We start from the raw sequence: 26,011 nt of genomic DNA, 5'->3' as shown, positions 1-26,011 counted from the left end.
CCTGACCGACGGACCGGTCAGTCCTCGGGCAGCTCCACCGGCGCGATCTCGTCGTAGACGTCGCCGGGCCCGGGGTTGGCCGCGTCGGTCGCCCCGCCGAACTGGTGCATGACGCCCCACACGGCGTTCAGCGCGGTCTGCACGGCGCCCTCGGCCCAGCCGGCCGTCCAGGAGATGTCGTCGCCCGCGAGGAAGAGCCCGCGCTTGTCCTCGGGCAGGCGGTCCTGCATGAAGTGCGTGAACAGGCGGCGCTGGTAGCGGTAGTGGCCCGGCAGGTTGGCCTTGAAGGCGCCCATGAAGTAGGGCTCGTTCTCCCAGGACACGGTGACCGGGTTGCCGATGATGTGGCGGCGGATGTCGACCTTCGGGTAGATCTCGCCGAGCGACTTGAGCATGACCTCCATACGCTCGTTCGCCGACAGGGGCAGCCACTTGAGGCTGTCGTCGCACCACGTGTAGGAGAGGCAGATGACGGCGGGCTTGTCCGGGCCGTCGTCCAGGAGGTAAGTGCCGCGCGTCATACGGTCGGTGAGGGTCATCGACATGACGTCGCGGCCGGTCTCTTCGTCCTTGTCGAGCCAGAACGGCCGGTCGACCGGGACGAAAAGCTTGCTGGACTCCATGTAGTGGGTCCGCTCCATCGCCGTCCAGTGGTCGATCGGGAAGAGCGAGTCGTCGCAGGCGATCTTGGAGAGCAGCATCCAGGACTGGGCGGTGAAGATCGCCGCCTGGTAGGTGCGGATGTCGCCGGAGGCGTCCGTGACGGTGATGCGGTTCCCGGCGGTGCGGTGCAGCCGGGTCACGGCGGGCTTGGGCTCGCCGCCCTCGTGCAGCGACTTCAGGGAGGTGCCGAGCGCCCAGTGCACGATCTTCTGCGGCTCGCGCTCCCACATCCGCAGCGGCAGCTGCTGGGAGCCGCCGACGATGCCGCGGTGGTGGTCGTCCGCCTCGGTGTAGACGACGCGCAGGATCTCCAGGATGGAGTTCGGGAAGTCGGTGTCCCAGCCGCCGGTGCCGAAGCCGACCTGGCCGAATATCTCGCGGTGCCTGAAGGACTTGAAGGCCTCGGACTCGCAGAGGAAGCCGTAGAAGGTCTGGTTGTCGAGCTTCTCGACGAGCTTCGACCAGATCTCCCGGATCTTCGGCACGTCGCGCTCGCGCAGGGCGCGATTCATGTCGGAGAAGTCGGCGCCCTCCTCCAGGCAGGCGTTCCACGCGTTCATCACGTCGCGGTAGACCTGCGGCAGGTCGTCGACGGTGGTGGCGTAGTGCGACTCGCCCTTGAGGTCGACGACCGTCGAAGGGGTGGACTCCGCAAGGGGGTTGGGGAACGGCTTGGTCTCCAGGCCCACCAGGTCGATGTAGTGCTGCAGCGCCGTGGACGAGGGCGGGAAGCGCATCGCGCCCATCTCGGCGGTCAGCTCGGGGTCGCACCCGTCGAAGCCGACCGTGCGCAGCCGGCCGCCGATCTGGTCGGCCTCGTAGACGACGGGCTTGAAGCCCATCTTCATCAGTTCGTACGCCGCCACGATGCCCGAGAGCCCGCCGCCGATGACCGCGACCTCGGTGCCGTGCTCGGTCGCGGGTATCTGACCGAGGCCCGCCGGGTTCGCCAGGAAGTCGTCGTACGCGTACGGGAAGTCCGGACCGAACATGGTGATCGGCGGCTGCGCGTCGGTGTGCGGGACGGCGGTGGGCACCGTGGACGTCATGAGGGCGGACTCCTTGCAGGTACGGCAGAAAGAGAAGGGGGAGGAAGCGGGGAGGCTCAGACGAGGGAGGAGTACAGGCCGGGCCTGCGGTCCCGCAGATACGGGTTGGTCTCGCGGGACCGGGCGAGGAACGCCGGGTCGACGTCCGCGAGGACGAGCTCTTCGTCGCGGCCGGCCCGGGCCTTCGCGATGCCGTCGGGCCCGGCCAGGGTGGACAGGCCGACGAACTCGAACTCGCCCTCGGGGCCGGTGCGGTTGACGTACGCGACGTACATCTGGTTCTCGAAGGCCCGGACCGGGATGACCGCCTCGGCGACGAACTGGAAGGGGTGCATCTGCGCGGTCGGCACCAGGAGGAGGTCGGTGCCGGCCAGGGCGTGCGCCCGTACGTTCTCCGGGAACTCCACGTCGTAGCAGATCATGATGCCGACGCTCAGGCCGCCGACCTCGACCTGCACGACGGGCTGGTCGCCGGGCGTGAACTGCTCGCGCTCGAAGCCGCCGAAGAGGTGCGTCTTGCGGTAGTTGGCGAGCGAGGTGCCGTCGGGGCCGATCAGCTGGGCCGAGTTGTAGACCTGCTCGCCGTCGCGCTCCGGGTAGCCGTAGAGCACGTGCAGGCCGTGGTGGCGGGCGGCGATCTCGCCGATGGCCCGGGCGCTCGGCCCGTCGGCGGGCTCGGCGAGGCGCTGCACGTCGTCGCCGATCGCGTACCCGGTCAGGAACATCTCGGGGCAGACGAGCACCCCGGCGCCCGCCGCGGCGGCACGGGTCGCGGCCGCGTCCAGGATCTCCAGATTCCGGGCGACGTCACCGGGTCGTCCGGAGCTCTGGAGCAGGGCGGTGCGCAGCGGGGGCATGGGCAGACCTCGACGGTACGAAAGGGGTGTGCGGGGACGCTTTGACGGTACGGGCCCGCGTGGCAGCGGGACAAGGCGCGACCGTTGCGCCTGGACGGGCGATCCATTGCGCGTCGGGGTGCGGGGGCGGCGATTCGTTGCGCGGGGGCATCGCCCCTGGTCCGGCGGGGCCCCGAGCCCTGGGGCTGACGGCGTTTCCCCCGTGCGGCGGAGGCCGTGACCGGTCCGTGGGACGACGTGCCGAAGGGGCTGTTCGCGAGACGGTGATGTCGCCCGGGAGGTCCGGGTGAACGGCCCGAACACGGAGGATTCCCGTGCGTCGTACAGCTCTCACTCGTACTCGTGTCGCTGCCCTCGGAGCCGCACTGCTGATCACCGCCGGGACCGCGGGTGCCGCCGTCGCCCACGGGGGTGGGGACGGCGGCACCCGCACCGAGGCACGGGAGGCGGCCGCGCTCACCGGGACGGCCAAGTTGTACCGGGCCACCACGGAGGATGTGACCTTCACCTTCGACGCCCACCTGGCCGCGAAGAACAACATGCGCCCGGACAAGGCGACGGGCACCTTCAGGTTCGTCCACCTCGACAAGCCCGGCGGCAAGGGCGGCTGGGCCGAGGGGCGCATCGACTGCCTGGTGACCGGCGGCAAGGTGGCGACGGCGACCGGCATCATCGAGCGGACGAGTCCGGGCCTGATGGCCGGCGCCAAGGGCGGCCGGGTCGGCTTCTCCGTGCACGACCTGGGCAAGCACGACCGGCTGGGCTACAGCTGGGCCGCAAGCGAGACCGGTGGGCCCGACGGGACGAAGAACCTGACGAAGTGCAACAGCGCCGCCCCGTTCGAGCAGGTCAAGCGCGGCACCGGCGACTTCCACGTCGTGCCGTGGAAGCTCGAGTATCCGACTGGCGACGTCAACTAGGCCGGGGCCCTCGAAACCGCGCCGGGCCCCGAAACTAGGCCGGCGCCCCCGACGAGAACCGTCGCATCAACGGCGACAGCACCAGCACCGACTTGGTGCGCTCCACGAACGGCTCCCCCGCGATGCGCTCGAGCACCCGCTCGAAGTGGCGCATGTCGGAGGCGAAGACCTGGACGATCGCGTCCGCCTCACCGGTGACGGTCGAGGCGGCCGCGACCTCCTGGTAGCGCTCGAGGCCCTTCTTGATGGCCTCGGGCGAGGTGTTGCTCCTGCAGTAGATCTCGATGAACCCCTCGGTCTCCCAGCCGAGCGCCGCCGGGTCCACCCGGACGGTGAAGCCGGTGATGGCCCCGGTGGCGCGCAGCCGGTCGACGCGGCGCTTCACCGCGGGGGCGGAGAGCCCCACCAGCTGGCCGATGTCGGCGTAGGAGCGGCGGGCGTCCTCGGCGAGGGCGTGCACGATGCGTTCGTCGAGATCGTTCAGCACTGCGGGCGGTTCACTTCTCTACTTCAGGCAGCTTCCGTGGAAGCGGGAGCTGCGACTGCCAGACGGGAGCGGCGCATGCCGTAACCGAAGTAGAACACGAGGCCGACGGCCATCCAGACACCGAAGACGATCCAGGTGATGGAGTCGAGGCTGAACATGTTGTACGCGCAGAAGCAGAAGCCGAGCACCGGGAAGAGCCAGCCCAGCGGCACCCGGAAGGTGCGCGGCATGTCCGGGCGGGTCCGGCGCAGCACGATCACGGCGATGTTGACCAGGGCGAAGGCGAAGAGCGTGCCGATGCTGGTGGCGTCGACGAGCTTGCCGAGCGGGATGACCGAGGCGAGCACACCGCAGAAGAGCGACACGATGACGGTGTTCACGCGGGGCGTGCCGGTCTTGGGGCTGACCTTGCCGAAGACCCGCGGGACCAGACCGTCGCGGGACATGGCGAACAGGACGCGCGTCTGGCCGTACAGCACGGTGAGCACGACGCTCGCGATGGAGATGACCGCACCGGCGGCGAGCAGCGTGCCCCAGAAGGACTGGCCGCTGACGTCGTTCATGATCTGGGCGAGCGGGGCCTTGGAGCCCTCGAACTTCGTCCAGTTCCAGGCGCCGACGGCGACGGCCGCGACGAGGACGTACAGCGCGGTGACGATGATCAGCGACAGCATGATCGCGCGCGGCAGGTCGCGCTGCGGGTTCTTGGCCTCCTCACCGGCGGTGGAGGCGGCGTCGAAGCCGATGTAGGAGAAGAACAGCGAGGCACCGGCGGCGCTGACGCCCGCCATGCCGAGCGGCATGAAGTCGGCGTAGTTGCCGGACTTGAAGCCCATGAAGCCGATGGCGCAGAACAGGATCAGGGCGGCCATCTTCACCACGACCATGATCGTGTTGGCGCGCGCCGACTCCTTGGCGCCGCCGAGCAGGAAGACCATGGCGAGCAGCACGACGATCAGGCCGGGCAGGTTGATGATGCCCGCGCCCTCGCCGGGCGCCGCGGAGAGCGCCTCCGGGATGGTGACGCCTATCGTCCCGTCGAGCAGTTCGTTGAGGTACTCGCCCCAGCCGACGGCCACGGCCGCGACGGACACGCCGTACTCGAGGACCAGGCACCAGCCGCAGACCCAGGCGACGAGCTCGCCCATCGTTGCGTACGCGTACGAGTACGAGGAGCCCGCGACCGGGATGGTTCCGGCCAACTCGGCGTACGAGAGCGCCGAGAAGAGGGCGGTGAGCCCGGCGAGCACGAAGGCCAGGGTCACGGCCGGACCGGCCTCGGGGACGCTGTCGCCGAGCACCACGAAGATGCCGGTGCCGAGCGTCGCACCGATGCTGATCATGGTCAGCTGCCACATGGAGAGCGAGCGGCGAAGGGACCCGCCCTCACCCTGTCCACCCTCGGCGACCAGCACGTCTACGGGCTTGCGGCGCATCAGCCGACCGACTGTGGTCGGCCGTCGAGGGGCGGTCTTCGGCGGGGCGGCGCCTTGGTCGAGCACGCGGTTGGCTCCTTCATCGCTGCGGGGCGAGGTCATCGCTGGGAGGCGAAGACGGGCACCACGGCGGCCCTTTCGGACGAGGGCGCCGAGCAGGCGGTCCCCGTCTCGAGTTGTTACAGCGCCAGACCTTACGGCGATCTTGTTCACTTGCGTAATGCAGCAACCTTGCGTCTGGCGACAAGATCGTTGCGTACCCCTTGGAAATACGGGAGTTCGTTGCGCACCACCTTTCGATCGCTGCACGAACGTGACCATTGACACATCACGGACCATGCCGCATCCTCCTCGCCGCCCATGCGGAGCACCTTTCGAAATATCGAAACCCGAGCATCAGGAGGCGGCGGATGGACCTCGACGTCCTGTACGAGATCGACGTGCCCAAGCCCTGGAACGGCCCGCACCCGCACGGCCAGCGCGCGGCCGAACAGCGCGCCTACCGCGAGGCGGTGGAGCAGATCCGGCTCGCCGACCGGGTGGGCTTCCGCACGGTGTGGGCGGTCGAGCACCACTTTCGCGAGGGCCGTTCGCACTGCCCCGCGCCGGAGGTGCTGCTCGGCCATCTCGCCGCGCTCACCGAGCGGATCAGGCTCGGCTTCGGCGTGACCCTGACCCCCTTCGGCTTCACACCGCCGCAGCGGATAGCCGAGAAGGTGGCAGCGGTGGACGTACTCTCCGGGGGCCGGGTGGAGTGGGGCACGGGCCGTTCAACTCCCATGGAACAGACGGCCTTCGGGGTCGACCGCGACCAGTCCCGCGCGGACTGGCGCGAGGCGATCGAGATCGTCACGGGCATGTGGCGCGAGGAGTACTTCGCGTACTCCTCGCCACGCTTCACGTTCCCGCGCCGGATGGTGACGCCGAAGCCGGTCCAGGACCCGCACCCGCCGGCCTGGATGGCGGCGACCTCCGCCGGATCCGCCGAGGTGGCGGGGGCGAGCGGCCTCGGGCTGCTGTCCTTCTCGATCATGCAGCCGCTGGAGAAGATGGCGCAGCAGGTCGCGGCGTACCGCGCAGCCGCCCGAACCCCTGAGCCGATCACCGACGTGGCGACGAACCGCGTCAGCGCGTACACCCTCGTCCACGCCGCCGAGAAGCCCTCGCTGCGCGTCTGGGACTCGGTCGCCTGGTGGTACAGCAACCTCGCCCAGTTCACCCTCGACTGGGAACTCCCGCACCTGTCGCCCGCCGAGCGTGAGCGGACGTTCCCCTTCCTGAACCCGATCCTCGAAGGGAACGTTCCGGTACGGGAGTTCAACGACGGGGACATGATCCTGATCGGCGACGCCGAGACGATCGTCCGCAAGGCCAAGCACTACGCGGACCTCGGCGTGGACCAGCTGATCTGCTACGTCCAGTGGGGCTATCTGGAACACCAGGAGATCCTCAGGACCATCGAGATCCTGGGCAAGGAAGTCATCCCCGAGCTGGCCGCGTACACCCCTCGGCGGCCGGCATGACCCTCGACGACACCCCCGTCCCCGACTACCCGTCCCTCTCCCGCCTCGACGGCCGCGGCTTCGTCCTGCTCGGCGCCGGCAACGGCATCGGCCGCCAGACGGCGCACGCGCTCACCGCGGCGGGCGCGCGCGTGCTCTGCGTGGACGTCGACAAGGAGCGCGCGGAGGCGGTGGCGACCGAGACAGGCTCTCTGGCGTACGTCACCGACGTCACGCGGCGAGAGTCGGTACGGTCCCTCTTCGCGGACGCCGCACGGGAGTTGGGCGCCGTGAACGGCGTGGTCGACATCGTCGGCATGGCCCGGTACGCGGGCCTGTCCGAGCTGGACGACGAGGCCTGGCACTGGCACTTCGACATCGTCCTGCGCCATGCCTGGCTCGCCGTGCAGTACGGGGCCGAGGCGGTGGCCGCGTCCGGTGGGGGCCCGCTGGCGTTCGTGGCATCGGTGTCGGGGCTGACGGGCGCGCCGCAGCACGCGGCGTACGGGGCGGCGAAGGCGGGGCTCGTGTCGCTCGTCCGGTCGGCGGCTGTGGAGTACGGCGGGCGCGGGGTGCGGGTCAACGCGGTGGCACCGGGCGTGGTCTGGACGCCGCGGGTGGCGGGCCTGCTCGGCGACGAGGGCAGGCGCCGCAATGCGGAGAACGCACCGCTCGGGCGGGTCGCCGAGACCTCCGACATCGCCTCGGCCCTGCTGTTCCTCGCCACACCGCTTTCGTCGTACGTGACCGGGCAGACGCTCGTCGTGGACGGCGGGGTCGGCGTGAAGTTCCCCTATCCGACGATCGGGGGCCCGCGATGAGCACTTCCGTGAACGAGTTGCTGCGCGGGGTCGGCTGGTGCCAGGACGGCCGGGTGCTGCGCGCGGACCCGGCGGACCGGGACCGGCTGCCGGGCGACACCTGGGAGCGGGCGACCGTACCGGCCGGGGTACGCCTGGAGTTCGTGGCACGCGGGGCACGGGCGGTGGAGATCGAGTACGCCGCCTCGGAGCCGCTGCCCGCCGATGCCTACCGCCGGCTTACGCCCGCCTTCACGTTGCTTCGGGGCTCGGAGGTGATCGCGGAGTGCGGGGCGGAGCCGACGGGGAGGCGCGTGGTGCGCCTCGAACTTCCGGCTGGGGGCGATGCGTTGGGGGTGGCGGCGGAGGGGGTGCGCCCTGCGGGCGGCGGGGCCTGTGCCCCGGGGGCCCCGGGCGGGCCGGGCCGGACGGTTGGTCCGGCTGGCCGGGACCCGGGTGGTGCTGTCCTGGGCGGCCCTGACCCCGATGGCCGCGCCCTCGGCGGCCCTGACCAAGGGGGCCGCGTCCCGGGCAGCCCAGCCCCGGGCGGTCTCGTCGCCCCGGCCGGACCCGAGGCCGTGTTCACCCTTCACCTGCCCGAGGTCCTTCGCCCCGTCCTGTACGAAGTCCGGCCCCTCGGCGGCACCTTGTCGCCCGCACCGGCCCGCCCCCGCTGGCTCGTGTACGGCGACTCCATCTCCGAGGGCTGGACGGCCTCCCGGCCCCATCTGGCCTGGCCGGCCGTCGCGGGGCGGGCGCTCGGGCTCGACACGGTCAACCTCGGGTACGCGGGCGCGGCACGCGGCGAGCTCGCATCGGCCCAGCAGGTGGCGGGGCTGCCCGGCGATCTGATCACCCTCGCCTTCGGCACCAACTGCTGGAGCCGGACGCCCTGTTCGGCACCTCTGCTGTACGAGACGACTCGCGCATTCCTCACCCTCGTACGCCAATCCCACCCGGACACCCCGCTCCTGGTCCTCTCCCCCGTCGTGCGCCCGGACGCGGAGGACAGCCCGAACGCGCTGGGCGCCACGCTGTCGGACCTCCGCGAGGCCATGGAGCGGGCGACCAACGACGCAAGGGCGGCCGACAAGCACCTGGCCCTCCTGCCCGGCGGCCCGCTCCTCGGCGCCGAGCACCTGGCGGACGGCGTCCACCCGGACGACGCCGGTCACGCACGGATGGCCGCGGCGGTCACCTCGGCCGTACGCGGCGCCTTCGGCCCGCCCGGCGGTTGATCAGCCCGTCCAGCGTTCGGCGGACAGGGGATCCAGGTCGCGCGCGCCCGGCCCCTGCCCGTCGCTCAGCCCGTCAGTTTCAGCATCGCCGCCTCGTCCGCGCTGCCCGGCTCGGCCTGGTAGACGACGAGCCGCTGGCCGCCGGAGCGGGCCAGCGGCATCACCTCGTACGTCAGGGTCATCCCGCCGACCTGCGGGTGCGCGAAGGTCTTGGTTCCCCCCTCGCGCTCACTGACGTCGTAGCGCTCCCAAATGCGGGCGAACTCCGGTGACTTGATGAGGAGTTCACCGACGAGGGCGGTCAGCTCGGCGGCGTCGGGGTCGACGCCGCTGACGGCCCGCAGATGGGCGACGGACTTGGCGACGGTCTCCTCCCAGGGCTGGTAGAGCGTGCGGCCCACCGGGTGGAGGAAGAGATAGCGGGGGATGTTGCGCTGCTCGGGCGGCCAGTCCCACAGGCCGGGGAGAAGCGCGCGGCCCGCCGGGTTGGCGGCCAGGACGTAGCTGTAGCGGCTGGCGACGTACCCGGGCATCGGGCTGACCGCGTCCAGCATGCGCAGAACGGACGGGCGGACCGTGCGGTCGTCGGCGGACCGGGGTTCGGTGAGGCGTCCCGAGGCGAGCTCGGCGAGCTCGTGGAGGCGTTCGTGGGCGTCGCCGGTCAGCCGCAGGACGCGGGCGATGGCGTCGAGGACGGCCGGGGAGGGGTTCGTTTCGCGGCCGCGCTCCAGGCGCGTGTAGTAGTCGACGCTGACGCCCGACATGGTGGCCAGCTCCTCGCGGCGCAGGCCGGGGGTGCGGCGGATGCCGCCGCCCGCGGGCAGACCGGCCTCCTGCGGGGAGACCAGGCCGCGCCTGGCCCGTAGATACCGGCCGAGTTCCGTACCGCTGCCGCTGCCACCGCCACTGCTGCTCATCGGACCAGTGTCCCCCACACGCATTTGTGCTGGGGGGCCGTGCCACACCCAGGAACGCGGCGCCCCGGTGAGCCGCGGTCTGCCGCGCTTCGCGGGGGCGGCGGACAGTGGTCACCGGATGCGGGCGGCCCGGCCGCCGCGGACCCAGGGGGCGCACGACGCCGGACCGCGGCCGCGACGACCGGGGCCGCCTGCACCTCGCTCGTCCAAGGACGTGGTGTGCCGGAGGTTCCGGCGCCGCGCCGACTGCGGGCCGCACGGCCGGACCGAGGCCGTCGGCGCGGAGCGGCGCCGTACACCACCGCGACGGACCTGCTCCCGCCTGCCCGTCCGCCGACTGCCCGGAGGTCCCACCGCCATGACGTCCACCATCAGCCCACCGCAGGTGACCACCCCGGTCCGCCCGGCCAGCCCACTGCCCACCCTCCTCGCCTCCCTCCTCGGTTTCACCGTCATCACCATCGACGTCTCCGCGGTCAACATCGCGCTCCCGTCGATCGGTTCGAGCCTGCACAGCGGCATGACCGGCCTGCAGTGGGTGGTCGACGCGTACACCCTGATGTTCGCCGCCCTGATGGTCTCGGCCGGCGCCCTCGCCGACCGGGCGGGCGCCCGCCGCGCCTACGCCTGGGGCGTCGCCCTCTTCACCCTCGCCTCCCTGCTCTGCGCCCTTGCCCCCGGCATCGGGACGCTGGTCGCGGCCCGCGTTCTGCAGGGTGCGTCCGCCGCGATCGTGATGCCGGCCTCGCTCTCCCTGATCCGCCAGGCGTACGACGACCCGCGTGCCCGCGGCCGTGCCCTCGCGATGTGGGCGGCGGGCGGTTCGGTGACTCTCGCGATCGGCCCGGTGATCGGCGGCCTGCTCACCGAGTCGTACGGCTGGCGCGCGGTCTTCCTCCTCAACCTCCCGGTCGGCCTCGCGATCCTTGCCCTGCTCCGCCGAACCCCCCGCTCCCCGCGCCGCCCCGCGCCCTTCGACGTGGGCGGACAGCTGACGGCCGTACTCGCTCTCGCGAGCCTCGCCTTCGCCGTCATCGAGGGCGGCGCGCAGGGCTGGACCAGCACCCCCGTGCTCACCGCACTCGCCGTCGCGCTCCTCTCCGGCCTGGCATTCCACCGCATGGAGTCCCGGCACCGCGCCCCGATGGTGCCGCTCGAGCTGCTCCGCTCCCGCCCGGTGGCCGCCTCCCTCGCGGTCGGCTTCACGGTCAACGCCTGCTTCTACGGCGGGATCTTCCTCCTCGGCCTGTACTGCCAGCAGCTCCTCGGCCTGTCCGCGACCGCTACCGGCCTGGTGTTCATGCCGATGGCCGTCCTGGTCACCGCCATGAACTTCCTCTCCCCCCGCCTGACCGAGCGCATCGGCCACCGTCCGGTGATCGTCGGCGGACAGCTGGTCTTCGTCCTGTCGATGCTGGCCCTGCTCCCGCTCTCCGCGACCACCCCGATCTGGCTGCTCCTCGTCCTCCTCATCCCGCTCAGCACGGGCGGCGCGATCCTCGTCCCCGCCCTGACCGGCCTGCTCATGAACAGCGTCCCGGCCGAGCGCACCGGAACCGCGTCCGGCGTGTTCAACGCCGTGCGCCAGACGGGCGGCGCGCTGGCCGTGGCCCTCTTCGGCGCGCTGATCGCCCAGGACGGGACCGACTTCTCACTGGCCGGCCTGCGGACGGGCCTGATCACGGTGGCCGCGCTGCTGCTCGTCACGGCCGCGCTGTCCCGGTGGCTGCTCCCGAAGCGGTGAGGTACGCGAATCGCCCCTCGGTGATCACCGAGGGGCGATTCGCGTACCCAGAACCGGGACTCGGCGCCCCGGCCCGCCGACAGGGGCGGCGCGCTCCTCACCCGGCCGTCCCGACCGGCGGCCGCCCGCCGCCGATCTCCTCACCCAAAACCCCCGCCACGGCGCCGAGTTGCTCCGCAAGTCCGACGAGGCGCTCCCCTGTCAGCTCGGGCAGCCCGGTCGCGGTGAGCGCGAGGGCGACCGTCCCGTGCTGGTCGAAGACGGGCGCGGAGAGGGTCGCGAGCCGGTACCGCTCGCCCGGCTCGACGGCGAGCAGCTCATAATCCTCACCGAGGGACGCCACCAACTCGGCTACCCGTGACCGCAGTTGAGAATCACGAGGCCGGTCCGACAGCCGGGCCAGCGCCTCGCCGAGCGCGGTCCGGGCGGGCGTGTCACGGTTCGCGGACCAGCCCCGGCCGCGTACCGCCGCCATGGCCGCGTCCAGATGTTCCGGCAGCACCACCCCGGCCGCCGTCCGGTCCAGCCACCGCCGGATCTCCCCCGACCCCGCCCCCGACCAGGCGAGGAACACCTGCCCCAGCGGCGGAAGCAGCGGCAGCCGCTGCCCCGCCCACACCTCGGGCGGCCGCCCCGCGGCCCGCCCCTCCACGGCAAGGACCACGATGCTGTCCCCGGCGACCGTGCTCACGACGCACGCGATCCCCGACTCGGCGGCGAGGGCCCGCAGTTCAGCGCGCGCCCGGTCGACGACACGATGCCGGGTCAGCGCCGCATGCCCCACGGCGACGAGGGACATGCCGAGCCCGTACGTCTTGCGCCGTGGATGACGTACGAGATACCCGGCATCGACGAGCGCCTGCAGAACAGACAGCAGCGACGCGAGATTGACGTCGAGCGCCTCGCTCAACTCGCTGAGCGAATACGACTGTTCGGGGTGCGCGGCGAAGTGGTCGAGCACGGCGACTGCGCGGCCTGCGGCGAGGGCTGGACGTACCACGGCCCTGATCGTACGGAGACGATCAGGGCCGTGGAAGGGATAAACCCGGCCCCTCCGGCGTTTGAGGAGCGGGGGTCCGGGGGCGGAGCCCCCGCGCCACGCGCCGGCCGACGCCCACCGTCAAGCGATCGCCGGCCAGGCACTAGCTCCAGCTGGCGTGCAGCGGCTTGCCCTCGGCGTAACCGGCGGCCGACTGGATGCCGACGACGGCCTTCTCCTCGAACTCCGCGAGGGAGCCCGCACCGGCGTAGGTGCAGGAGGAGCGGACGCCCGCGATGATCGAGTCGACCAGATCCTCGACGCCCGGACGGGCCGGGTCGAGGTACATCCGCGAGGTGGAGATGCCCTCCTCGAAGAGCGCCTTGCGGGCACGGTCGTACGAGGACTCCTCGGAGGTCCGGTTGCGGACGGCGCGCGCGGACGCCATGCCGAAGGACTCCTTGTACGCGCGCCCCTTGGCGTCCTGCTGCAGGTCGCCCGGGGACTCGTAGGTACCGGCGAACCACGAACCGATCATGACGTTCGACGCACCGGCCGCAAGCGCCATCGCGACGTCGCGCGGGTGCCGGACGCCGCCGTCGGCCCAGACGTGCTTGCCGTACTTCTTGGCCTCGGCCGCGCACTCCAGGACCGCGGAGAACTGCGGGCGGCCCACACCGGTCATCATGCGGGTGGTGCACATGGCGCCGGGGCCCACACCGACCTTGATGATGTCCGCGCCGGCCTCGATGAGGTCCTTGACGCCCTCGGCGGCGACGATGTTGCCCGCGACGATCGGAACCTGCGGGTCCAGGCCGCGGACGGCCTTGATCGCGGCGATCATCGACTCCTGGTGGCCGTGCGCGGTGTCCACCACGATGGTGTCGGCGCCGGCGTCCAGGAGCTGCTTGGCCTTGCCCGCCACGTCGCCGTTGATGCCGACAGCGGCGGCGATGCGCAGCTTGCCGTCGGCGTCGACGGCCGGGGTGTAGAGGGTCGCGCGCAGGGCGCCCTTGCGGGTCAGGATGCCGACGAGCTTGCCGTCCTTGTCGACGGCGGGGGCGACCTTGCGGTGCCCGGCGTCGAGCTTGTTGAACGCCTCGCGCGGGTCGATGTCGGCGTCGATGAGCAGGAGCTCCTTCGACATGACCTCGGAGAGCTGGGTGAAGCGGTCCACACCGGTCAGGTCGGACTCGGTGACGACGCCGACCGGCCTGCCGTCCGCGTCCACCACGACACCGGCGCCGTGCGCCCGCTTGGGCAGCAGCGACAGCGCGTCGGCGACGGTCTGGGACGGGGCCAGGATGATCGGGGTGTCCAGGACCAGGTGACGGGTCTTGACCCAGGAGATGACCTCGGTGACGACCTCGATCGGGATGTCCTGCGGGATGACCACGAGGCCACCGCGACGGGCGACGGTCTCGGCCATGCGGCGGCCGGCGATCGCGGTCATGTTCGCCACGACCAGCGGGATCGTGGTGCCCGTCCCGTCGGGGGCGGACAGGTCCACGCCCTGCCGGGAGCCGACGGCGGAGCGGCTCGGCACCATGAACACATCGTCGTACGTGAGGTCGTACGGCGGCTTGATGTCATTGAGGAAACGCACGTGCAGAACATCCAGTCGTTCGGAGGTGACCCTCGGGCAGGTCAGCCGAGGAAACGCACGTACTTCATTGTCCCATGCCGCCGGGATTGCGCCGCCCGGACGGATCGTCCAGGTGTTGCCCCTGCCCGCTCGTCCGATCCTCCAAGGGAGGGCCATCCGATCCTCCAAGGAAGGGCTAGCGGCCGCCGCCCCGCCGCACCTGGGCCGCCTTGCGCGCCTCCGCGAGCTTGCGGGCCTCGCCGGACTTGCGGGACTTGCCGCCGCCCTTGCCGCCGGTGCCGCCGCTTCCGCCACCGCTGCCGCCGGTTCCACGGGTGGCGTCCTTGCTGGTGCCCAGGCCGCGGAAGGGGAGGTTCGTGTTCTTCGGCTTGGGTGCGGCCGCGCTGTCGAGCGGCTTGCCGGACGGGGCCTTGGCCCCGGTGATCCGGCTCAGTTCCGCCTCGCCCGAACGCACCTTGGTGGTCGTCGCCTCGATGCCGGCCTCGGCCAGCACGGTCGTCATCTCACGGCGTTGCCCGGACAGCACCAGCGTGACGACGCGGCCGGACTCACCGGCCCGGGCGGTGCGGCCGGCGCGGTGCAGATAGTCCTTGGGGTCGGTGGGCGGGTCGACGTTGACCACGAGGTCGAGGTCGTCGACGTGCAGGCCGCGGGCCGCGACATTGGTCGCGACCAGAGCGGTGATCTGGCCGTTCTTGAACTGGCTGAGGGTCTTGCTGCGCTGCGGCTGGGACTTGCCGCTGTGCAGGGCCGAGGCGTGCACCCCGTGGGCGCGCAGATGCTTGGTGAGCAGGTCGACCGAGTGCTTGGTGTCCAGGAAAAGGAGTACGCGGCCGTCGCGCGCGGCGATCTCCGTGGTCACCGCGTACCGGTCGGGGCCGTGGACGACCAGGACGTGGTGTTCCATCGTCGTGACGGCGCCCGCGGACGGGTCGACCTCGTGCACGGTCGGGTCGTGCAGGTACTGGCTGACCAGGGAGTCGACGTCGCGGTCCAGGGTGGCCGAGAACAGCATGCGCTGGCCGTCGGGGTGCACCTGGTCGAGCGCCTCGGTGACCTGCGGCAGGAAGCCCATGTCGCACATCTGGTCGGCCTCGTCGAGGACCGTGATCCGCACCCGGCCAAGCTTGCAGGCCTTGCGCTCGATGAGGTCGTGCAGCCGGCCGGGCGTGGCCACGACGACCTCGGCGCCGTCGCGCAGCGCCGCGACCTGCCGGCCGATCGAGATGCCGCCGACGACCGTGGCCATCCGCAGCCGCAGGGCTTCGGCGTACGGGGTGAGCGCCTCGGTGACCTGCTGGGCCAGCTCGCGGGTGGGCACCAGGACCAGGGCGAGCGGCTGCTTGGCCTCCGCCCGCCGGCCCGCGGTGCGAGTCAGGAGTGCGAGGCCGAAGGCGAGCGTCTTGCCCGAGCCGGTGCGTCCGCGGCCCAGGACGTCGCGGCCCGCGAGGGCGCTGGGCAGGGTGGCCGCCTGGATCGGGAAGGGCTTGGTCACGCCGAGTTCGGTGAGCTTCTGCAGCACCTCGGACGGGAGGTCCAGGTCGGCGAAGGAGTCGACCGGGTTCGGGGAAGTGACCGGGGAGTTGACCGGGGGGTTGTCCATGGAGCGCCTTCCGCATGGGGAACGTAGCGAACCGGACGTGCGGAATCCCCAGCAATCACGACCGTGCAAACGTGTGAGGCTAACACGGGGGCGGGCACGGGCCCCGTTTCACCCGTCCCCCGAGCAGCAGCGCGGCGAGGCCACCTGCAGCGAGCGGCGTCAGCCCGGGCAGCCTGTGCCACCACTTCGGCAGCTTCGACGGGCTCGCGGCCGCCCTGTACACGAGGCCGAGGCGGCGAGGTTCGCGGCCGTCGTCGCGTGGCTGCGGCGCCCCGCGTCGAGGCCGGTGACGCGCCCGCGCACAAGTGGCGAATTCTTCCGGAGAGTTGATCCATTTCCGCTTCACCGGCGGCACACTGGACGCCACAGCGATCGGGGCGGCAGCGGGGAGCGGGGGCGCACGTGAGGAAGCCGTACACCGACAGCGTGGCGCTCGCCCTGGGCCTGGCCCGGCTCGAGGCACGCGCCGGGCGTGCGGACCGGGTCGAGCCCGAACACCTGCTGCTCGGCCTGGCCAAGCTGTGCCGCGACGACCTCGCCGAGGTGCTCGGCACCAGCAGCCTGAGCCCGACGCGCCGCGACGCGGTCCGGGCGAACGTCAAGGCCCTGCGGCGCCGCTTCGCCCTGGCCAAGGTGGACCCGGTGGTCTTCCGCCGCCGGCTGCGCGCCGCCCTCGCGGCCGACGGCACGCCGGCCGCACCCGCCCCGGCCGCCGTGCCGCAGCGGAGCCGGGCGGCGCGGCGGGCGTTCACCCGGGCCGAGGAGCTGGCCGCGAACGGTCCGACGGGGGCGGTCGATCTGCTGCGCGCGATCCTCGAACTGCCGCTTCCCACGGCGGCACAGGTGCTGCGCGAGCTGGGCGTCGAGGATCCCGGCGCCGCGTTCTTCCCCTCCGCTCCTCCTCAGAAGGAGCGTCCGGATCCGGGCGTACGCCCCCACGCATCGGGCGTACGTCACCACGAAGCACCCCCCTCGGAGCCGGGCCCGGCCCCACGGCAGCCCGCCGCCCCACCCGGTCCGGAGCCGCTACCGACCCCCGCCCTCGACAAGTACGGCCGCGACCTGACCCGGCTCGCCCGCGCCGGCAAGCTGCCCGAACTGGTCGGCCGCCGCGAGGAGTTGCGCACCCTGGCCCGCGTCCTGGTCCGCCGCCGCAAGGCCAACGCGGTCCTCGTCGGGCACGCCGGAGTCGGCAAGACCAACATCGTGGAGGGCCTGGCCGCGCGTCTGACCGAGCCGGGGGCACCCGCCGAGCTGGCCGGGGCCCGGGTGGTGGAGCTGTCCATGGCGGCACTGCTCGCCGGGGCGAAGTACCGGGGAGAGTTCGAGGAGCGCCTGGAGGAGGTGCTCGCCGAGGCACGCCGGGCGCCGGAGCTGATCGTGTTCATCGACGAGCTGCACACCGTGCTCGGCGCCGGCGGCAAGGGCGCCAGTGACGCCGCGAACATCCTCAAACCCGCCCTGGCCCGGGGCGACTTGAGATGCATCGGGGCGACGACACCGGGCGAGTACCGACGCGACATCGAGTCGGACCCGGCCCTGCAGCGCCGCTTCGAGGTGATCTGGGTCGACGAGCCGTCCCGGGACGAGGCGGTGGCGATCCTGGAGCGGCTGCGCGAGGCGATGGCCGCACACCACGGAGTGGAGATCGACGCGGACGTGCCGGCCGCGGCCGTCGATCTGGCCGTACGGCATCTGCCCGAACTCCGGCTGCCCGACAAGGCGATCGACATGCTCGACCAGGCGTGCGCGGCAGCCCGCATCGCGACGCTCAGCCCCGGCCCGGTGCTGCGCGCCGCCGTCCGGGTGCGGCACTCCGACATCGCCGCGGCCGTCGCCGCCCGGGCCCGGCTGCCGATCGAGCGGATCGCGGCGGGCGAGGCACAGCGACTGCTCGGCATGGAGGAGCGGCTGCGGCAGCGGGTCATCGGCCAGGACCACGCCGTGGAGGTCGTCGCCGACGCGGTGCGCACCGCGCGGAGCGGGCTCGGCGACCCGCGCCGGCCCGTCGGGGTGTTCCTGTTCGCCGGGCCGACCGGCACCGGAAAGACCGAACTGGCCAAGGCGCTCGCGGAGTTCCTCTTCGACGACGAGCGACGGCTGATCCGTATCGACATGTCCGAGTACAAGGAACGCCACTCGCTGTCCCGGCTGCTCGGCGCGCCGCCCGGCTACCTCGGGCACGACCGCGAGGGTCAGCTCAGCGGGCCGCTGCGGGACCATCCGCACAGCGTGGTGCTCTTCGACGAGGTGGAGAAGGCGCATCCGGAGGTCCTGGACCTCTTTCTGCAGATCTTCGACGAGGGGCAGTTGACCGACTCCCGGGGCCGGCGCGTCTCCTTCACCGAGTCGGTCGTCATCCTCACGTCCAACCTCGGGGCGCGGCAGGCCCCGGAGCCCGCCGGGCGGCCGGCCCCCCTCGGCTTCGCCCCACCGGACCGGGCCGGCTCCCCCAGCGCCTCCGACCCCTCGAACGCCGCCGACCGGATCCACGCCGCGCTGGCCCGGGAGCTGCGGCCCGAACTCCTGGGCCGCATCGGGCAGATCGTCGTCTTCGAGCCGCTGGACGGGGCGGCACTGCGCCGCATCCTCGACAAGCTGCTCGACGGGGTACGGGCCCGCCTCGTGGACCGCGCCCTCTCGCTGGAGCCCACCGAGGCCGCGTACGACCTGCTCCTCAGCGGCGCCGTCGGGGCCCGCTCGGGCGTCCGTGCGCTGGAGCAGGCGGTCGAGCAGCAGCTCGTCCGGCCACTGGGGCGCGCCCTGCTCGCCGGGCGGTTCGCCGACGGCACGACGGTGCGGGTCGATGCGATGGACGGCGCCCTCGACTTCTCCGGATCCGACGCCGTCAGTGCCATCCGACCCCAGCCGTGAAAGGCAGCCACCGCACCATGACGCCCCAGGCCACCGTCACCCTGTCCCTCGTCAAGGGGCGGCTCGACCCGGCGCAGTACGTGTTCGACGAGCGCACCACCTGTGTCCTCGGCCGCAGCAAGGACTGCTCGCCGCGCCTGCCCAACGACGAGCACCACGACACGGTCTCGCGCCACCACTGTCTGCTCGACATCAACCCGCCGGACATCCGCATCCGCGACTTCGGCAGCATGAACGGCACGTTCGTCAACGGCAGGAAGATCGGCCAGCGCGAGAAGGGCCAGACGCCCGAGGAGGGCGCCGCCGTCCAGTACCCCGAGCACGATCTGGCCGACGGCGACGAGATCCGGCTCGGGGACACGGTGTTGCGGGTCGGCATCCGGGCGCCCCGCACGCTGACGCTCGCCCACTGCGCGAAGTGCGGGCGCGAGGTGGGCCCCGAGATGACCGGCCGGACCGGTGAATTCCTGTGCGCCGACTGCCGGTCGGAGCCGGACGCCGTGGCCCGGCTGCTGCTCGACCTGGCTCGCAGCGGGCGCCGCCCCGAGCTGGCCCCGATAGCCGGCTACGAGGTGCTGAGGGAGCTCGGCCGGGGCGGGATGGGCGCGGTCTATCTGGCCCGGGACGGATCGAGCGGCCGGCAGGTCGCGTTGAAGGTGATGCTGCCGAAGGTCGCGGCCAACGCCGACGCACGGGCCCGCTTCCTGCGCGAGGCCGAGCTCACCGGGGCACTGCGGCACCCGAACATCGCCACTCTGTACGACTCCGGATTCGCCGACGGCACCTTCTACTTCACCACCGAGTACTGCACCGGCGGCAGCCTGGACCGCCTGCTGCAGCGCAGGCGCGGCCGGCTGGCCGAGGGCGAGGCCGTCCGGATCGCCGTACAGGTCCTCGAAGGCCTGGAACACGCCCACGGCCAGAGCGTGGTGCACCGCGATCTGACCCCCTCCAACATCCTGCTGCAGGACGACCCCGACGGCTCCACGACGGCCAAGGTCGCCGACTTCGGCATCGCCAAGGCCTTCGACCAGGCCGGTCTCAGCGGGCTGACCCGCACCGGATCGACCGCGGGCAAGCCGCACTTCATGCCCCGCCTGCAAGTCGTCAACTTCAAGAAGGCCCCGCCCGCCGTGGACGTGTGGGCCCTCGCGGCCTGTCTCTACCACGCGCTGACCGGCCACACTCCGCGCGACTTCCCGCGCAGCAAGGACCCGTGGCAGGTCGTCCTGCAGTCGCCGCCGGTGCCGATCCGCCGACGCGAGCCGGGCATCGGGCGCGAGCTGGCCGACGTCGTCGACCGGGCGCTGACCGAGCAGCCCGCGATCGGCTTCGAGAGCGCGGGCGAGCTGCGCCGCGCACTGCTGCCGTACGCGGACTGACCGAGGCGGGTCACGTGCCGGACGCACCAGACGTGGCGTACCGGACACACCGACACTTACGTACAGCACGTATCGGAAAGGGAGTTGGGCCGTGGCCGACTGGCAGATCGGTGAGGTGATCGACGGCCGGTACCGGGTCACCAAGGTGCACGAGCAGGGCGCCATGGGCCTGGTCCATCGGGTCCGGCACCTGGAGTGGGACACCGACCTGGCGGTCAAGAGCCCGCGCGCCGACGTCTTCCAGGACGCGGCCGGGCGGGCGCGGTTCGTCGCCGAGGCCGAGGCGTGGGTGTCGCTCGGGCTGCATCCGCACATCTGCGGCTGCTTCTACGTCCGCACGATGGACGACGTGCCACGGGTCTTCGCGGAGTACGTCGACGGGGGCAGCCTGCGCGACCGGATCGTGGACCGACGGCTGTACGAGGGCGGACCGCGCCCGGCCCTGGCCCGCATCCTCGACCTCGCGGTGCAGTCGGCACGCGGGCTGGAACACGCGCACCGCATGGGCCTGGTGCACCAGGACGTGAAGCCCGCCAACATCCTGGTCGGTGACGGCATCGCCAAGGTCACCGACTTCGGCCTGGCCCGGGCCGGCGCGGGCCTGCCCGGTGTGACGCTGCCCCAAGGGCCTTCCGGGGCAAGCCTGTTGGTGACGAACGGCGGCCTGACCCCGGCCTATGCGTCGCCGGAGCAGGCGATGGGGCGGCCGGTGGGGCGGCGCAGCGACCTCTACAGTCTCGCCGTGTCCGTCCTGGAGATGTTCGTCGGCGAGATCACCTGGGCCGCGGGGTCGATCGCCGGGGAGGCACTTGCCGGCCTGCGCGAGGACGGCGAGTGCGCGGTGCCGCTGCCCGGGCCCGTCGCCGACCTGCTGGCCCGCTGTCTGGCCGTGGACCCGGCCGACCGGCCGGGCTCGATGACGGAGCTCGCCACCGAACTCGCCGAGCTGTACGGGCAGTTGACCGGCACCCCCTATCCACGACAAGCCCCGGCCGCCGCCGAGCTGCGCGCCGACGAGCTCAACAACCGGGCCCTGTCCCTGCTGGACCTGGGCCGGACGGAGGAGGCCGAGGCCGCGTTCGCGCGGGCCTCGGCCGCCGATCCGCACCATCCGGCGACCGCGTACAACGCGGGGCTGCTGCGCTGGCGGCGCGGCGAACTCGTCGACGAGCAGCTGACCGCCGCCCTGGAGGCGGCACAGGCCTCCGCCCGCGACACGGTGTCCGCCCGCCACCTGCTGGCTCAGGTCCACCTGGAGCGCGGCGACCTGGACGCGGCTCGCGCGCTCCTCGACGAGGCCGGGCGGGAGCGGCCCGGCGACCCTGACATCGAGCGGGCACTGGCCACAGCTCGGGCGGACCGGGCGGACCGGGCGGGCGACGCCCGGATTCTCGGCAGCCGGGAGACTCCCTGGCAGACGTACCCGTCCTCGCGCATGACGGACCGGGACCGGCTCAGCAAGGCGATCCACCTGCGCATCGGCGCGGACGGCGCCTCGGTGCTCTCCGGCAGCTGGGACGGCACCGTACGACTGTGGGACGTGGCGACCGGGAGGTGCCTGCGCACGATCCAGGCGCACGAGAAGCCGGTGCGCTCGGTGGACCTGAGCCGGGACGGGCGGGTCGCCGTGTCCATGGGGCTCGACCATGCCCTGCGCTTCTGGGACCTGGCCGACGGCACCGCGCTGCACGAGTTCGAGGTCGCCCCCACACCGCGCGGCGGGGTCGAGCTGTCACCGGTGCGCCTGACGCCCGGCGGACGGGCCGTGCTGGGCGGGACGGCCACGGGAGACGTGGTGGGACTGCACCCGGGCGGGGCCACGCTGAAGGCCACCAACTCGTCGGGACGTACCGATGAGCCGGTGTCCGCGCTCGAAGTGAGCCCGGACGGCCGCCACGCCCTGGCCGGCGGAACCATGGGCACCCTGCAACTGGTGGACCTGGCCGCCGGCACGTCACGCCAACTGAGCGGTGGGGCACGGGAGTTCACCTGGTCCCTGTGCTTCAGCACCGACGGCCGCCGCGCGCTCAGCGGGCACAGCCGCTCGATCCAGCTGTGGGACCTGGAGTCCGGCCGGTGCCTGCGCACGCTCAACGGCGCCTTCCACGGGGCCGACTCGCTGGCGATGAGCGCGGACGGCCGCTACGCCCTGGTCGGCGGGCAGGACTTCACCGTCCGCTTCTGGGACCTGACCACGGGCCGCTGCGTGCGCACCTTCCGGGGGCATCGTGGGCCGGTGAGCGCGGTGTGGCTCTCGCCCGACGGGCGCCACGGCATCTCCGCCGCGCAGGACAACACGGTCCGGGGCTGGGAGCTGCCCGGCCGCTACGTGGCACCGCCCCAGCTCAGCCGACCGCTCCCGCCGACCGAGCTGAACGTGCTCGGCCGGCAGGTGGACACCCTGGTCGCCGAGGCCGAACAGGCCCTGGCGGACGGCGAGGTGGCGCAGGCCCTCGACCTGCTGGGCCGGGCCCGCGCGCTGCCCGGCCATGAGCGTTCGCCCCAAGTCCTGGCTTCCTGGCGGCGCCTGGACCTGCGGACCACCCGGGTGGGGCTGCGCTCGGGCTGGCTCGCCCGCGAACTGACCGGGCACACCGCCTACGTCACCCGCCTCGACCTGTCGTCCGACGGCCGGCTCGCCGCGTCCGCGAGCGCCGACCGCACGGTACGGCTCTGGGACGTCGAAAGCGGGCGCTGCACCGGCGTGCTGGAGGGCCACGACCACCTCGTGGAGGAGATCAGCCTGAGCCCGGACGGCCGGCGCCTGCTGTCCCTGGGCCGTGACCGCACGGCCCGCCTGTGGGACGTCGCCACCGCCACCTGCCTGCGGGTGCTCGACGAGGGAGCGTACGGCTCCTCGGTCCGCCTCCTCCCGGACGGCCGCCGCGCCCTGATCGGCGGCCAGGGACGCCGGCTGCGGCTGTGGGACCTGGACGAGGACCGTCAGGTCAGCTCCTTGGAGGGCTTCGACCTCTCGATCAACGCGGTGTGGACCTCCGCCGACGGCCGCCTCGCCGCCACCGGCGGGGACGACAGGACGGTCATGCTCTGGGACCTCGACAGCGGTCAGTGCCTGCGCACCTTGACCGGGCACACGCGCGCGGTGATGTCGGTGTGGCTGAGCCCGGACGGCCGCCACGTCCTGTCCGGCGGCGACCACCGTGAGCGCGCCGTCCGCCTGTGGGACACCGCGACCGGCAGCTGCCTCCAGGTCTTCGAGAGCTACACGTCCTTGGGCGCCCGGCTCACCGCGGACGGCCGCTTCGCGGTGTGCGACAAGTCGGGCGCCGTCGAGCTGTGGGACGTCACCACCGGGCGGAGTGCGCTGCACCTCGACCAGAAGGGCGGCCAGGGCCTCTCGGGCGTCGTCCCGACGCCCGACGGACGGTATGTGCTCGCCGGGGACTTCGACGGCACCGTACGGGTGTGGGAGCTCGACTGGGAGCTCGCGCTCGACGACGACCCCCGCTGAGGCCGAACGGGCCGGGGCTCACTCCAGCGAGGCGCTCTCCAGGACCAGGTCGGCCTCCGGCTGCTTCCCCTCCCGGGCCGCCATCCCGATGCCGAGCAGGAAGGCCGAGCGCTCGTCGTCCACCGAGACGAGGGTGAACCGGAGCCGAGCCGAACGGCCGTCCTGGTCCCGCACGTCGAGGGCCACGGTGTGCGCGGGGCGGCCGCTCACCTTCACCGCCCGCGACTCGTCGAGCGAGGGGCGGCTGTCCGGGAAGAAGAACTCCGCGTTCGACCGCGCCGCGCGCTCCGCCTGCAGCCGCAGCTCCGACGCGGATTCGGCCGGCGGACCGGCCTTCCCCGCGAGGACTGCGCCCTCATCTCCCTTGCCCTGCCGCGCGATCGAGGAGGTGAAGGCATCGATCAGATCGCCCTTGTCGCTGCGCTTCCAGCCCTCGGGTATCGCGTACGAGATCCCGCTCGCCCGGTCCGTGACCCGCGGCCGCCCGGCCAGGGCGGAGCCGTCCTCGTCACGGGTCAGCCACCACGCACCGGCGGCGCCCGCCGCCAGCACGAGAACGAGCGCCGACACGGCGACGACAAGGGCCTTGCGACGCCTGCGCGTCGGCGGGGGCGGAGGCGGAGGCGGAGGCGCGGGGTGGCCGAGGCCGACGGGCGGGTACGGCGGCGGACCGGGCTGCGTGGGCATCTGCGGACCGGGCTGCATGGGCGTCGTCATGTCCCCCAGCATTCCGGCGACTTGAGCCCCCGCCCTGAGCACCCCTACTCAGCCGGGTACTCAGATCACCTCCGCACCCGCCACTCCCCTAAGCCCGTCCCGGCGCTCCCACCAGATACTTGGCCAGCCGCTTCTCCAGCCCCTCCCGGCACTCCGGCCACTCCGCTGCGATCACCGAATACATCGCCGAGTCCCGCAACTGCCCCTCCTCACCCACCACTCGCGAGTCGGCCCAGTTGCGCAGTACGCCCTCGAAGCGGGCGCCCAGCTTCTCGATCGCGGCGCGGGAGCGGGCGTTGCGGGCGTCGGTCTGGAGGTCGACGCGGGCCGCGCCCCAGTTCTCGAAGGCGTTCCGGAACAGCAGCAGCTTGGACTCCGCGTTGATCCCGGTGCCCTGGGCGGAGGGAGCGAGCCAGGTGTACCCGAGCTCGACGGCACGCAGTCGAGCTCCGTCGGTCGTCGGCCGGGGGGTGCAGAAGGACGTGACCCCGACCGCCCACCCCGTGGCCCCTGCCACCTGTGCGTAGGGGGCGAGCTGCCCCTCCGCCGCACGCGCCAGATGTGCCTCGATGTACGGACCGACCTCGGCGGCCCGGGGCACGCGGGTGTAGCCGTACGAACTCCGGTTCTCCTCCGCCGCCTCGGCCAGCTCCGGCGCATGACGCGCGGCCAGGGGCTCCAGGCGTACGAGTTCGCCCTCCAGCACCGGTCCCACAAGCCTGAACCCCATGAACGGCCACTCCCACCCCTAGACGATGTCGATCACCGAACCTAGAGGCGCACGGCCACCGGTGTCACTCGGTTTCCGCCGCCCCCGAAGGGCTCGGCCCCTGGCCGAGGGCCAGCAGGACCTGCAGCTCCGTTTCGCCGCCCCGCCAGTGCGCCACCGCGTCCGCGAAAACCTCCTGCGCGATGTCCCAGTCCCGGGGTGCCGCGTCCGCATAGCCCTGCCATCCGGTCACCACGAGGAGCCGCCCGCGGGCGGGCGCCGCCCAGGAGAGATCGGTGAGGCAGTCGGCGAGCGCGTCCCAGTTCCGGCCGAAGTAGTCGGGCAGATCGAGTACGCGGGCACAACGGTCCATGAACGCGGCCTTGTCCCCGACCCCGTCGAGGTCCAGGACCACCGCGCGCCAGCCGATGGCGCGCACGGCGGCGAGTACGGGGGCGAGCGCGGTCGCCGGACCGGCCGGGCCGAGAGTCATCGCAGGACCGCCTTGAACGTCTTGTAGTGGTCGTCCGTGTAGTAGAACTCGCCGCCCTTGCCGGTCACGATGCGGCGGGCACCCCGGTCCCGCTCGCGGGGCGTGCGCACGGTGTACTCGCGGTAGTAGCCACGCTTCTGCCCGGGCAGTACGCGCTCGTAGTTGCCGAAGGTCGAGCCGTCCTTGTCGTACCGGAAGGGCCCGCCCTCGTCGATGAGCCGCAGCATCTCGCGGGCTTCGGCCGGCAGCTGGTCCTGAGCGATCGTGGCCATGCCCTTGGCCCAGCCGGGGGCGTTCGCGGCGGCGGTGGCCGAGGGGGTGCTGCCCGGCTTGTCGCTCTTGGCCGAACACCCGACGAGCAGGCCGGTGACCAGCAGCGCGACGCAGGCCAGCAGGGTGGCGGACAGGCGCAGGCACCGGCGGAACATGTGATCGATGCTGCCACAGATCCCCGCCGGCCGACGGTCGGGCACATCCAGGCACAGTCCGGGTACGCCAGGCGCGGTCGGGCAAATTCAGCGGTCGGCAAAAATCAGCCCCTCCGGCGCTTGAGGAGCGGGGTC

General features: G+C 72.4%; 20 protein-coding genes and 1 pseudogene. 9 read left to right on the top strand and 12 right to left on the bottom strand.

Annotated features, from left to right (window positions below; translation table 11 throughout):
* Window positions 1-17 precede the first annotated feature (17 nt).
* Both OG430_RS39805 and OG430_RS39800 read right to left on the bottom strand, forming a co-directional pair.
* Window positions 18-1,712: a flavin monoamine oxidase family protein gene (locus OG430_RS39805; RefSeq protein ID WP_327357527.1), complete on the bottom strand. Its 1,695-nt coding sequence runs from the start codon at window positions 1,710-1,712 to the stop codon at window positions 18-20.
* A 56-nt stretch (window positions 1,713-1,768) separates the two neighbouring features.
* Complete coding sequence (locus OG430_RS39800; protein WP_327357526.1) at window positions 1,769-2,569, bottom strand: carbon-nitrogen hydrolase family protein; 801 nt, start codon at window positions 2,567-2,569, stop codon at window positions 1,769-1,771.
* Window positions 2,570-2,883: 314 nt separating this feature from the next.
* On the opposite strand from OG430_RS39800, the gene OG430_RS39795 reads away from it, so the two are divergent.
* A complete protein-coding gene (locus OG430_RS39795; RefSeq protein ID WP_327357525.1) occupies window positions 2,884-3,489 on the top strand; it encodes a Repetin in 606 nt (201 codons plus the stop codon).
* Window positions 3,490-3,523: 34 nt separating this feature from the next.
* Here OG430_RS39795 and OG430_RS39790 read toward each other — a convergent pair whose 3' ends face one another.
* Window positions 3,524-3,976, bottom strand: a complete 453-nt coding sequence (locus OG430_RS39790; RefSeq protein WP_327357524.1) for an Lrp/AsnC family transcriptional regulator — start codon at window positions 3,974-3,976, stop codon at window positions 3,524-3,526.
* Between the two features lie 23 nt (window positions 3,977-3,999).
* Window positions 4,000-5,478: an amino acid permease gene (locus tag OG430_RS39785; protein WP_327357523.1), complete on the bottom strand. Its 1,479-nt coding sequence runs from the start codon at window positions 5,476-5,478 to the stop codon at window positions 4,000-4,002.
* Window positions 5,479-5,822: 344 nt separating this feature from the next.
* Here OG430_RS39785 and OG430_RS39780 point away from each other — a divergent pair, with 344 nt between their 5' ends.
* The 3 genes from OG430_RS39780 to OG430_RS39770 are packed head-to-tail and all read left to right on the top strand — an operon-like array spanning window position 5,823 to window position 8,952.
* Complete coding sequence (locus OG430_RS39780; RefSeq protein WP_327357522.1) at window positions 5,823-6,935, top strand: LLM class flavin-dependent oxidoreductase; 1,113 nt, start codon at window positions 5,823-5,825, stop codon at window positions 6,933-6,935.
* On the top strand, window positions 6,932-7,735 hold the full coding sequence (locus OG430_RS39775) for an SDR family NAD(P)-dependent oxidoreductase (RefSeq protein WP_327357521.1): 804 nt from the start codon (window positions 6,932-6,934) through the stop codon (window positions 7,733-7,735). The genes OG430_RS39780 and OG430_RS39775 overlap by 4 nt, the downstream gene beginning before the upstream one ends.
* Window positions 7,732-8,952, top strand: coding sequence for a GDSL-type esterase/lipase family protein (locus OG430_RS39770; RefSeq protein ID WP_327357520.1), 1,221 nt, complete (start codon window positions 7,732-7,734; stop codon window positions 8,950-8,952). The genes OG430_RS39775 and OG430_RS39770 overlap by 4 nt, the downstream gene beginning before the upstream one ends.
* 65 nt (window positions 8,953-9,017) lie before the next feature.
* On the opposite strand, the gene OG430_RS39765 is transcribed toward OG430_RS39770, so the two are convergent.
* Complete coding sequence (locus tag OG430_RS39765) at window positions 9,018-9,869, bottom strand: helix-turn-helix domain-containing protein (RefSeq protein WP_327357519.1); 852 nt, start codon at window positions 9,867-9,869, stop codon at window positions 9,018-9,020.
* A 358-nt stretch (window positions 9,870-10,227) separates the two neighbouring features.
* Between OG430_RS39765 and OG430_RS39760 the strand changes: the two genes are divergently transcribed.
* Window positions 10,228-11,613, top strand: a complete 1,386-nt coding sequence (locus OG430_RS39760; protein ID WP_327357518.1) for an MFS transporter — start codon at window positions 10,228-10,230, stop codon at window positions 11,611-11,613.
* A gap of 97 nt (window positions 11,614-11,710) precedes the next feature.
* Here OG430_RS39760 and OG430_RS39755 read toward each other — a convergent pair whose 3' ends face one another.
* The 3 genes from OG430_RS39755 to OG430_RS39745 all read right to left on the bottom strand — a co-directional run bounded on the left by OG430_RS39755 (window position 11,711) and on the right by OG430_RS39745 (window position 15,801).
* Window positions 11,711-12,613, bottom strand: a complete 903-nt coding sequence (locus tag OG430_RS39755) for an IclR family transcriptional regulator domain-containing protein (RefSeq protein WP_327357517.1) — start codon at window positions 12,611-12,613, stop codon at window positions 11,711-11,713.
* Window positions 12,614-12,755: 142 nt separating this feature from the next.
* A complete protein-coding gene (locus tag OG430_RS39750; protein ID WP_442816764.1) occupies window positions 12,756-14,204 on the bottom strand; it encodes a GuaB1 family IMP dehydrogenase-related protein in 1,449 nt (482 codons plus the stop codon).
* Window positions 14,205-14,373: 169 nt separating this feature from the next.
* Entirely contained in the window at window positions 14,374-15,801 is a 1,428-nt protein-coding gene (locus OG430_RS39745) for a DEAD/DEAH box helicase (protein WP_327357516.1), read from the bottom strand.
* A gap of 146 nt (window positions 15,802-15,947) precedes the next feature.
* Here OG430_RS39745 and OG430_RS39740 point away from each other — a divergent pair.
* The 4 genes and pseudogenes from OG430_RS39740 to OG430_RS39725 form a co-directional block, all read left to right on the top strand.
* Window positions 15,948-16,028, top strand: a pseudogene (locus OG430_RS39740) (TetR/AcrR family transcriptional regulator); the annotation flags it as partial.
* A gap of 175 nt (window positions 16,029-16,203) precedes the next feature.
* On the top strand, window positions 16,204-18,675 hold the full coding sequence (locus OG430_RS39735; protein WP_327357515.1) for an ATP-dependent Clp protease ATP-binding subunit: 2,472 nt from the start codon (window positions 16,204-16,206) through the stop codon (window positions 18,673-18,675).
* Between the two features lie 17 nt (window positions 18,676-18,692).
* Complete coding sequence (locus tag OG430_RS39730; protein ID WP_327357514.1) at window positions 18,693-20,057, top strand: protein kinase domain-containing protein; 1,365 nt, start codon at window positions 18,693-18,695, stop codon at window positions 20,055-20,057.
* 91 nt (window positions 20,058-20,148) lie between these two features.
* Complete coding sequence (locus OG430_RS39725) at window positions 20,149-23,529, top strand: protein kinase domain-containing protein (RefSeq protein ID WP_327357513.1); 3,381 nt, start codon at window positions 20,149-20,151, stop codon at window positions 23,527-23,529.
* An 18-nt stretch (window positions 23,530-23,547) separates the two neighbouring features.
* Here OG430_RS39725 and OG430_RS39720 read toward each other — a convergent pair whose 3' ends face one another.
* The 4 genes from OG430_RS39720 to OG430_RS39705 all read right to left on the bottom strand — a co-directional run bounded on the left by OG430_RS39720 (window position 23,548) and on the right by OG430_RS39705 (window position 25,876).
* A complete protein-coding gene (locus tag OG430_RS39720; RefSeq protein ID WP_327357512.1) occupies window positions 23,548-24,246 on the bottom strand; it encodes a hypothetical protein in 699 nt (232 codons plus the stop codon).
* Between the two features lie 88 nt (window positions 24,247-24,334).
* Window positions 24,335-24,976 carry a GNAT family N-acetyltransferase gene (locus OG430_RS39715; RefSeq protein WP_327357511.1) on the bottom strand — a complete coding sequence of 214 codons (642 nt, stop codon included), beginning with the start codon at window positions 24,974-24,976 and terminating at the stop codon, window positions 24,335-24,337.
* Window positions 24,977-25,040: 64 nt separating this feature from the next.
* Window positions 25,041-25,448 (bottom strand): barstar family protein, encoded by a 408-nt coding sequence (locus OG430_RS39710; RefSeq protein WP_327357510.1) that lies wholly within the window; start codon window positions 25,446-25,448, stop codon window positions 25,041-25,043.
* A complete protein-coding gene (locus tag OG430_RS39705) occupies window positions 25,445-25,876 on the bottom strand; it encodes a ribonuclease domain-containing protein (protein WP_327357509.1) in 432 nt (143 codons plus the stop codon). Before OG430_RS39705 ends, OG430_RS39710 begins: the two co-directional genes overlap by 4 nt.
* Window positions 25,877-26,011: the final 135 nt, after the last annotated feature.

This window comes from Streptomyces sp. NBC_01304 (assembly GCF_035975855.1).
Taxonomy (GTDB): Bacteria; Actinomycetota; Actinomycetes; order Streptomycetales; family Streptomycetaceae; genus Streptomyces.
Note: the sequence above shows the minus strand (reverse complement) of the source record. Positions and strands in the feature narration are given on the sequence as shown.

Bases quoted from the DNA above. Each gene is read 5' to 3' on its own strand.
- OG430_RS39710 (WP_327357510.1), bottom strand. From the start codon at position 25,448: ATGACTCTCGGCCCGGCCGGTCCGGCGACCGCGCTCGCCCCCGTACTC.
- OG430_RS39775 (WP_327357521.1), top strand. From the start codon at position 6,932: ATGACCCTCGACGACACCCCCGTCCCCGACTACCCGTCCCTCTCCCGC.
- OG430_RS39720 (WP_327357512.1), bottom strand. From the start codon at position 24,246: ATGACGACGCCCATGCAGCCCGGTCCGCAGATGCCCACGCAGCCCGGT.
- OG430_RS39770 (WP_327357520.1), top strand. From the start codon at position 7,732: ATGAGCACTTCCGTGAACGAGTTGCTGCGCGGGGTCGGCTGGTGCCAG.
- OG430_RS39765 (WP_327357519.1), bottom strand. From the start codon at position 9,869: ATGAGCAGCAGTGGCGGTGGCAGCGGCAGCGGTACGGAACTCGGCCGG.
- OG430_RS39745 (WP_327357516.1), bottom strand. From the start codon at position 15,801: ATGGACAACCCCCCGGTCAACTCCCCGGTCACTTCCCCGAACCCGGTC.
- OG430_RS39715 (WP_327357511.1), bottom strand. From the start codon at position 24,976: ATGGGGTTCAGGCTTGTGGGACCGGTGCTGGAGGGCGAACTCGTACGC.
- OG430_RS39780 (WP_327357522.1), top strand. From the start codon at position 5,823: ATGGACCTCGACGTCCTGTACGAGATCGACGTGCCCAAGCCCTGGAAC.
- OG430_RS39705 (WP_327357509.1), bottom strand. From the start codon at position 25,876: ATGTTCCGCCGGTGCCTGCGCCTGTCCGCCACCCTGCTGGCCTGCGTC.
- OG430_RS39730 (WP_327357514.1), top strand. From the start codon at position 18,693: ATGACGCCCCAGGCCACCGTCACCCTGTCCCTCGTCAAGGGGCGGCTC.
- OG430_RS39800 (WP_327357526.1), bottom strand. From the start codon at position 2,569: ATGCCCCCGCTGCGCACCGCCCTGCTCCAGAGCTCCGGACGACCCGGT.
- OG430_RS39805 (WP_327357527.1), bottom strand. From the start codon at position 1,712: ATGACGTCCACGGTGCCCACCGCCGTCCCGCACACCGACGCGCAGCCG.
- OG430_RS39760 (WP_327357518.1), top strand. From the start codon at position 10,228: ATGACGTCCACCATCAGCCCACCGCAGGTGACCACCCCGGTCCGCCCG.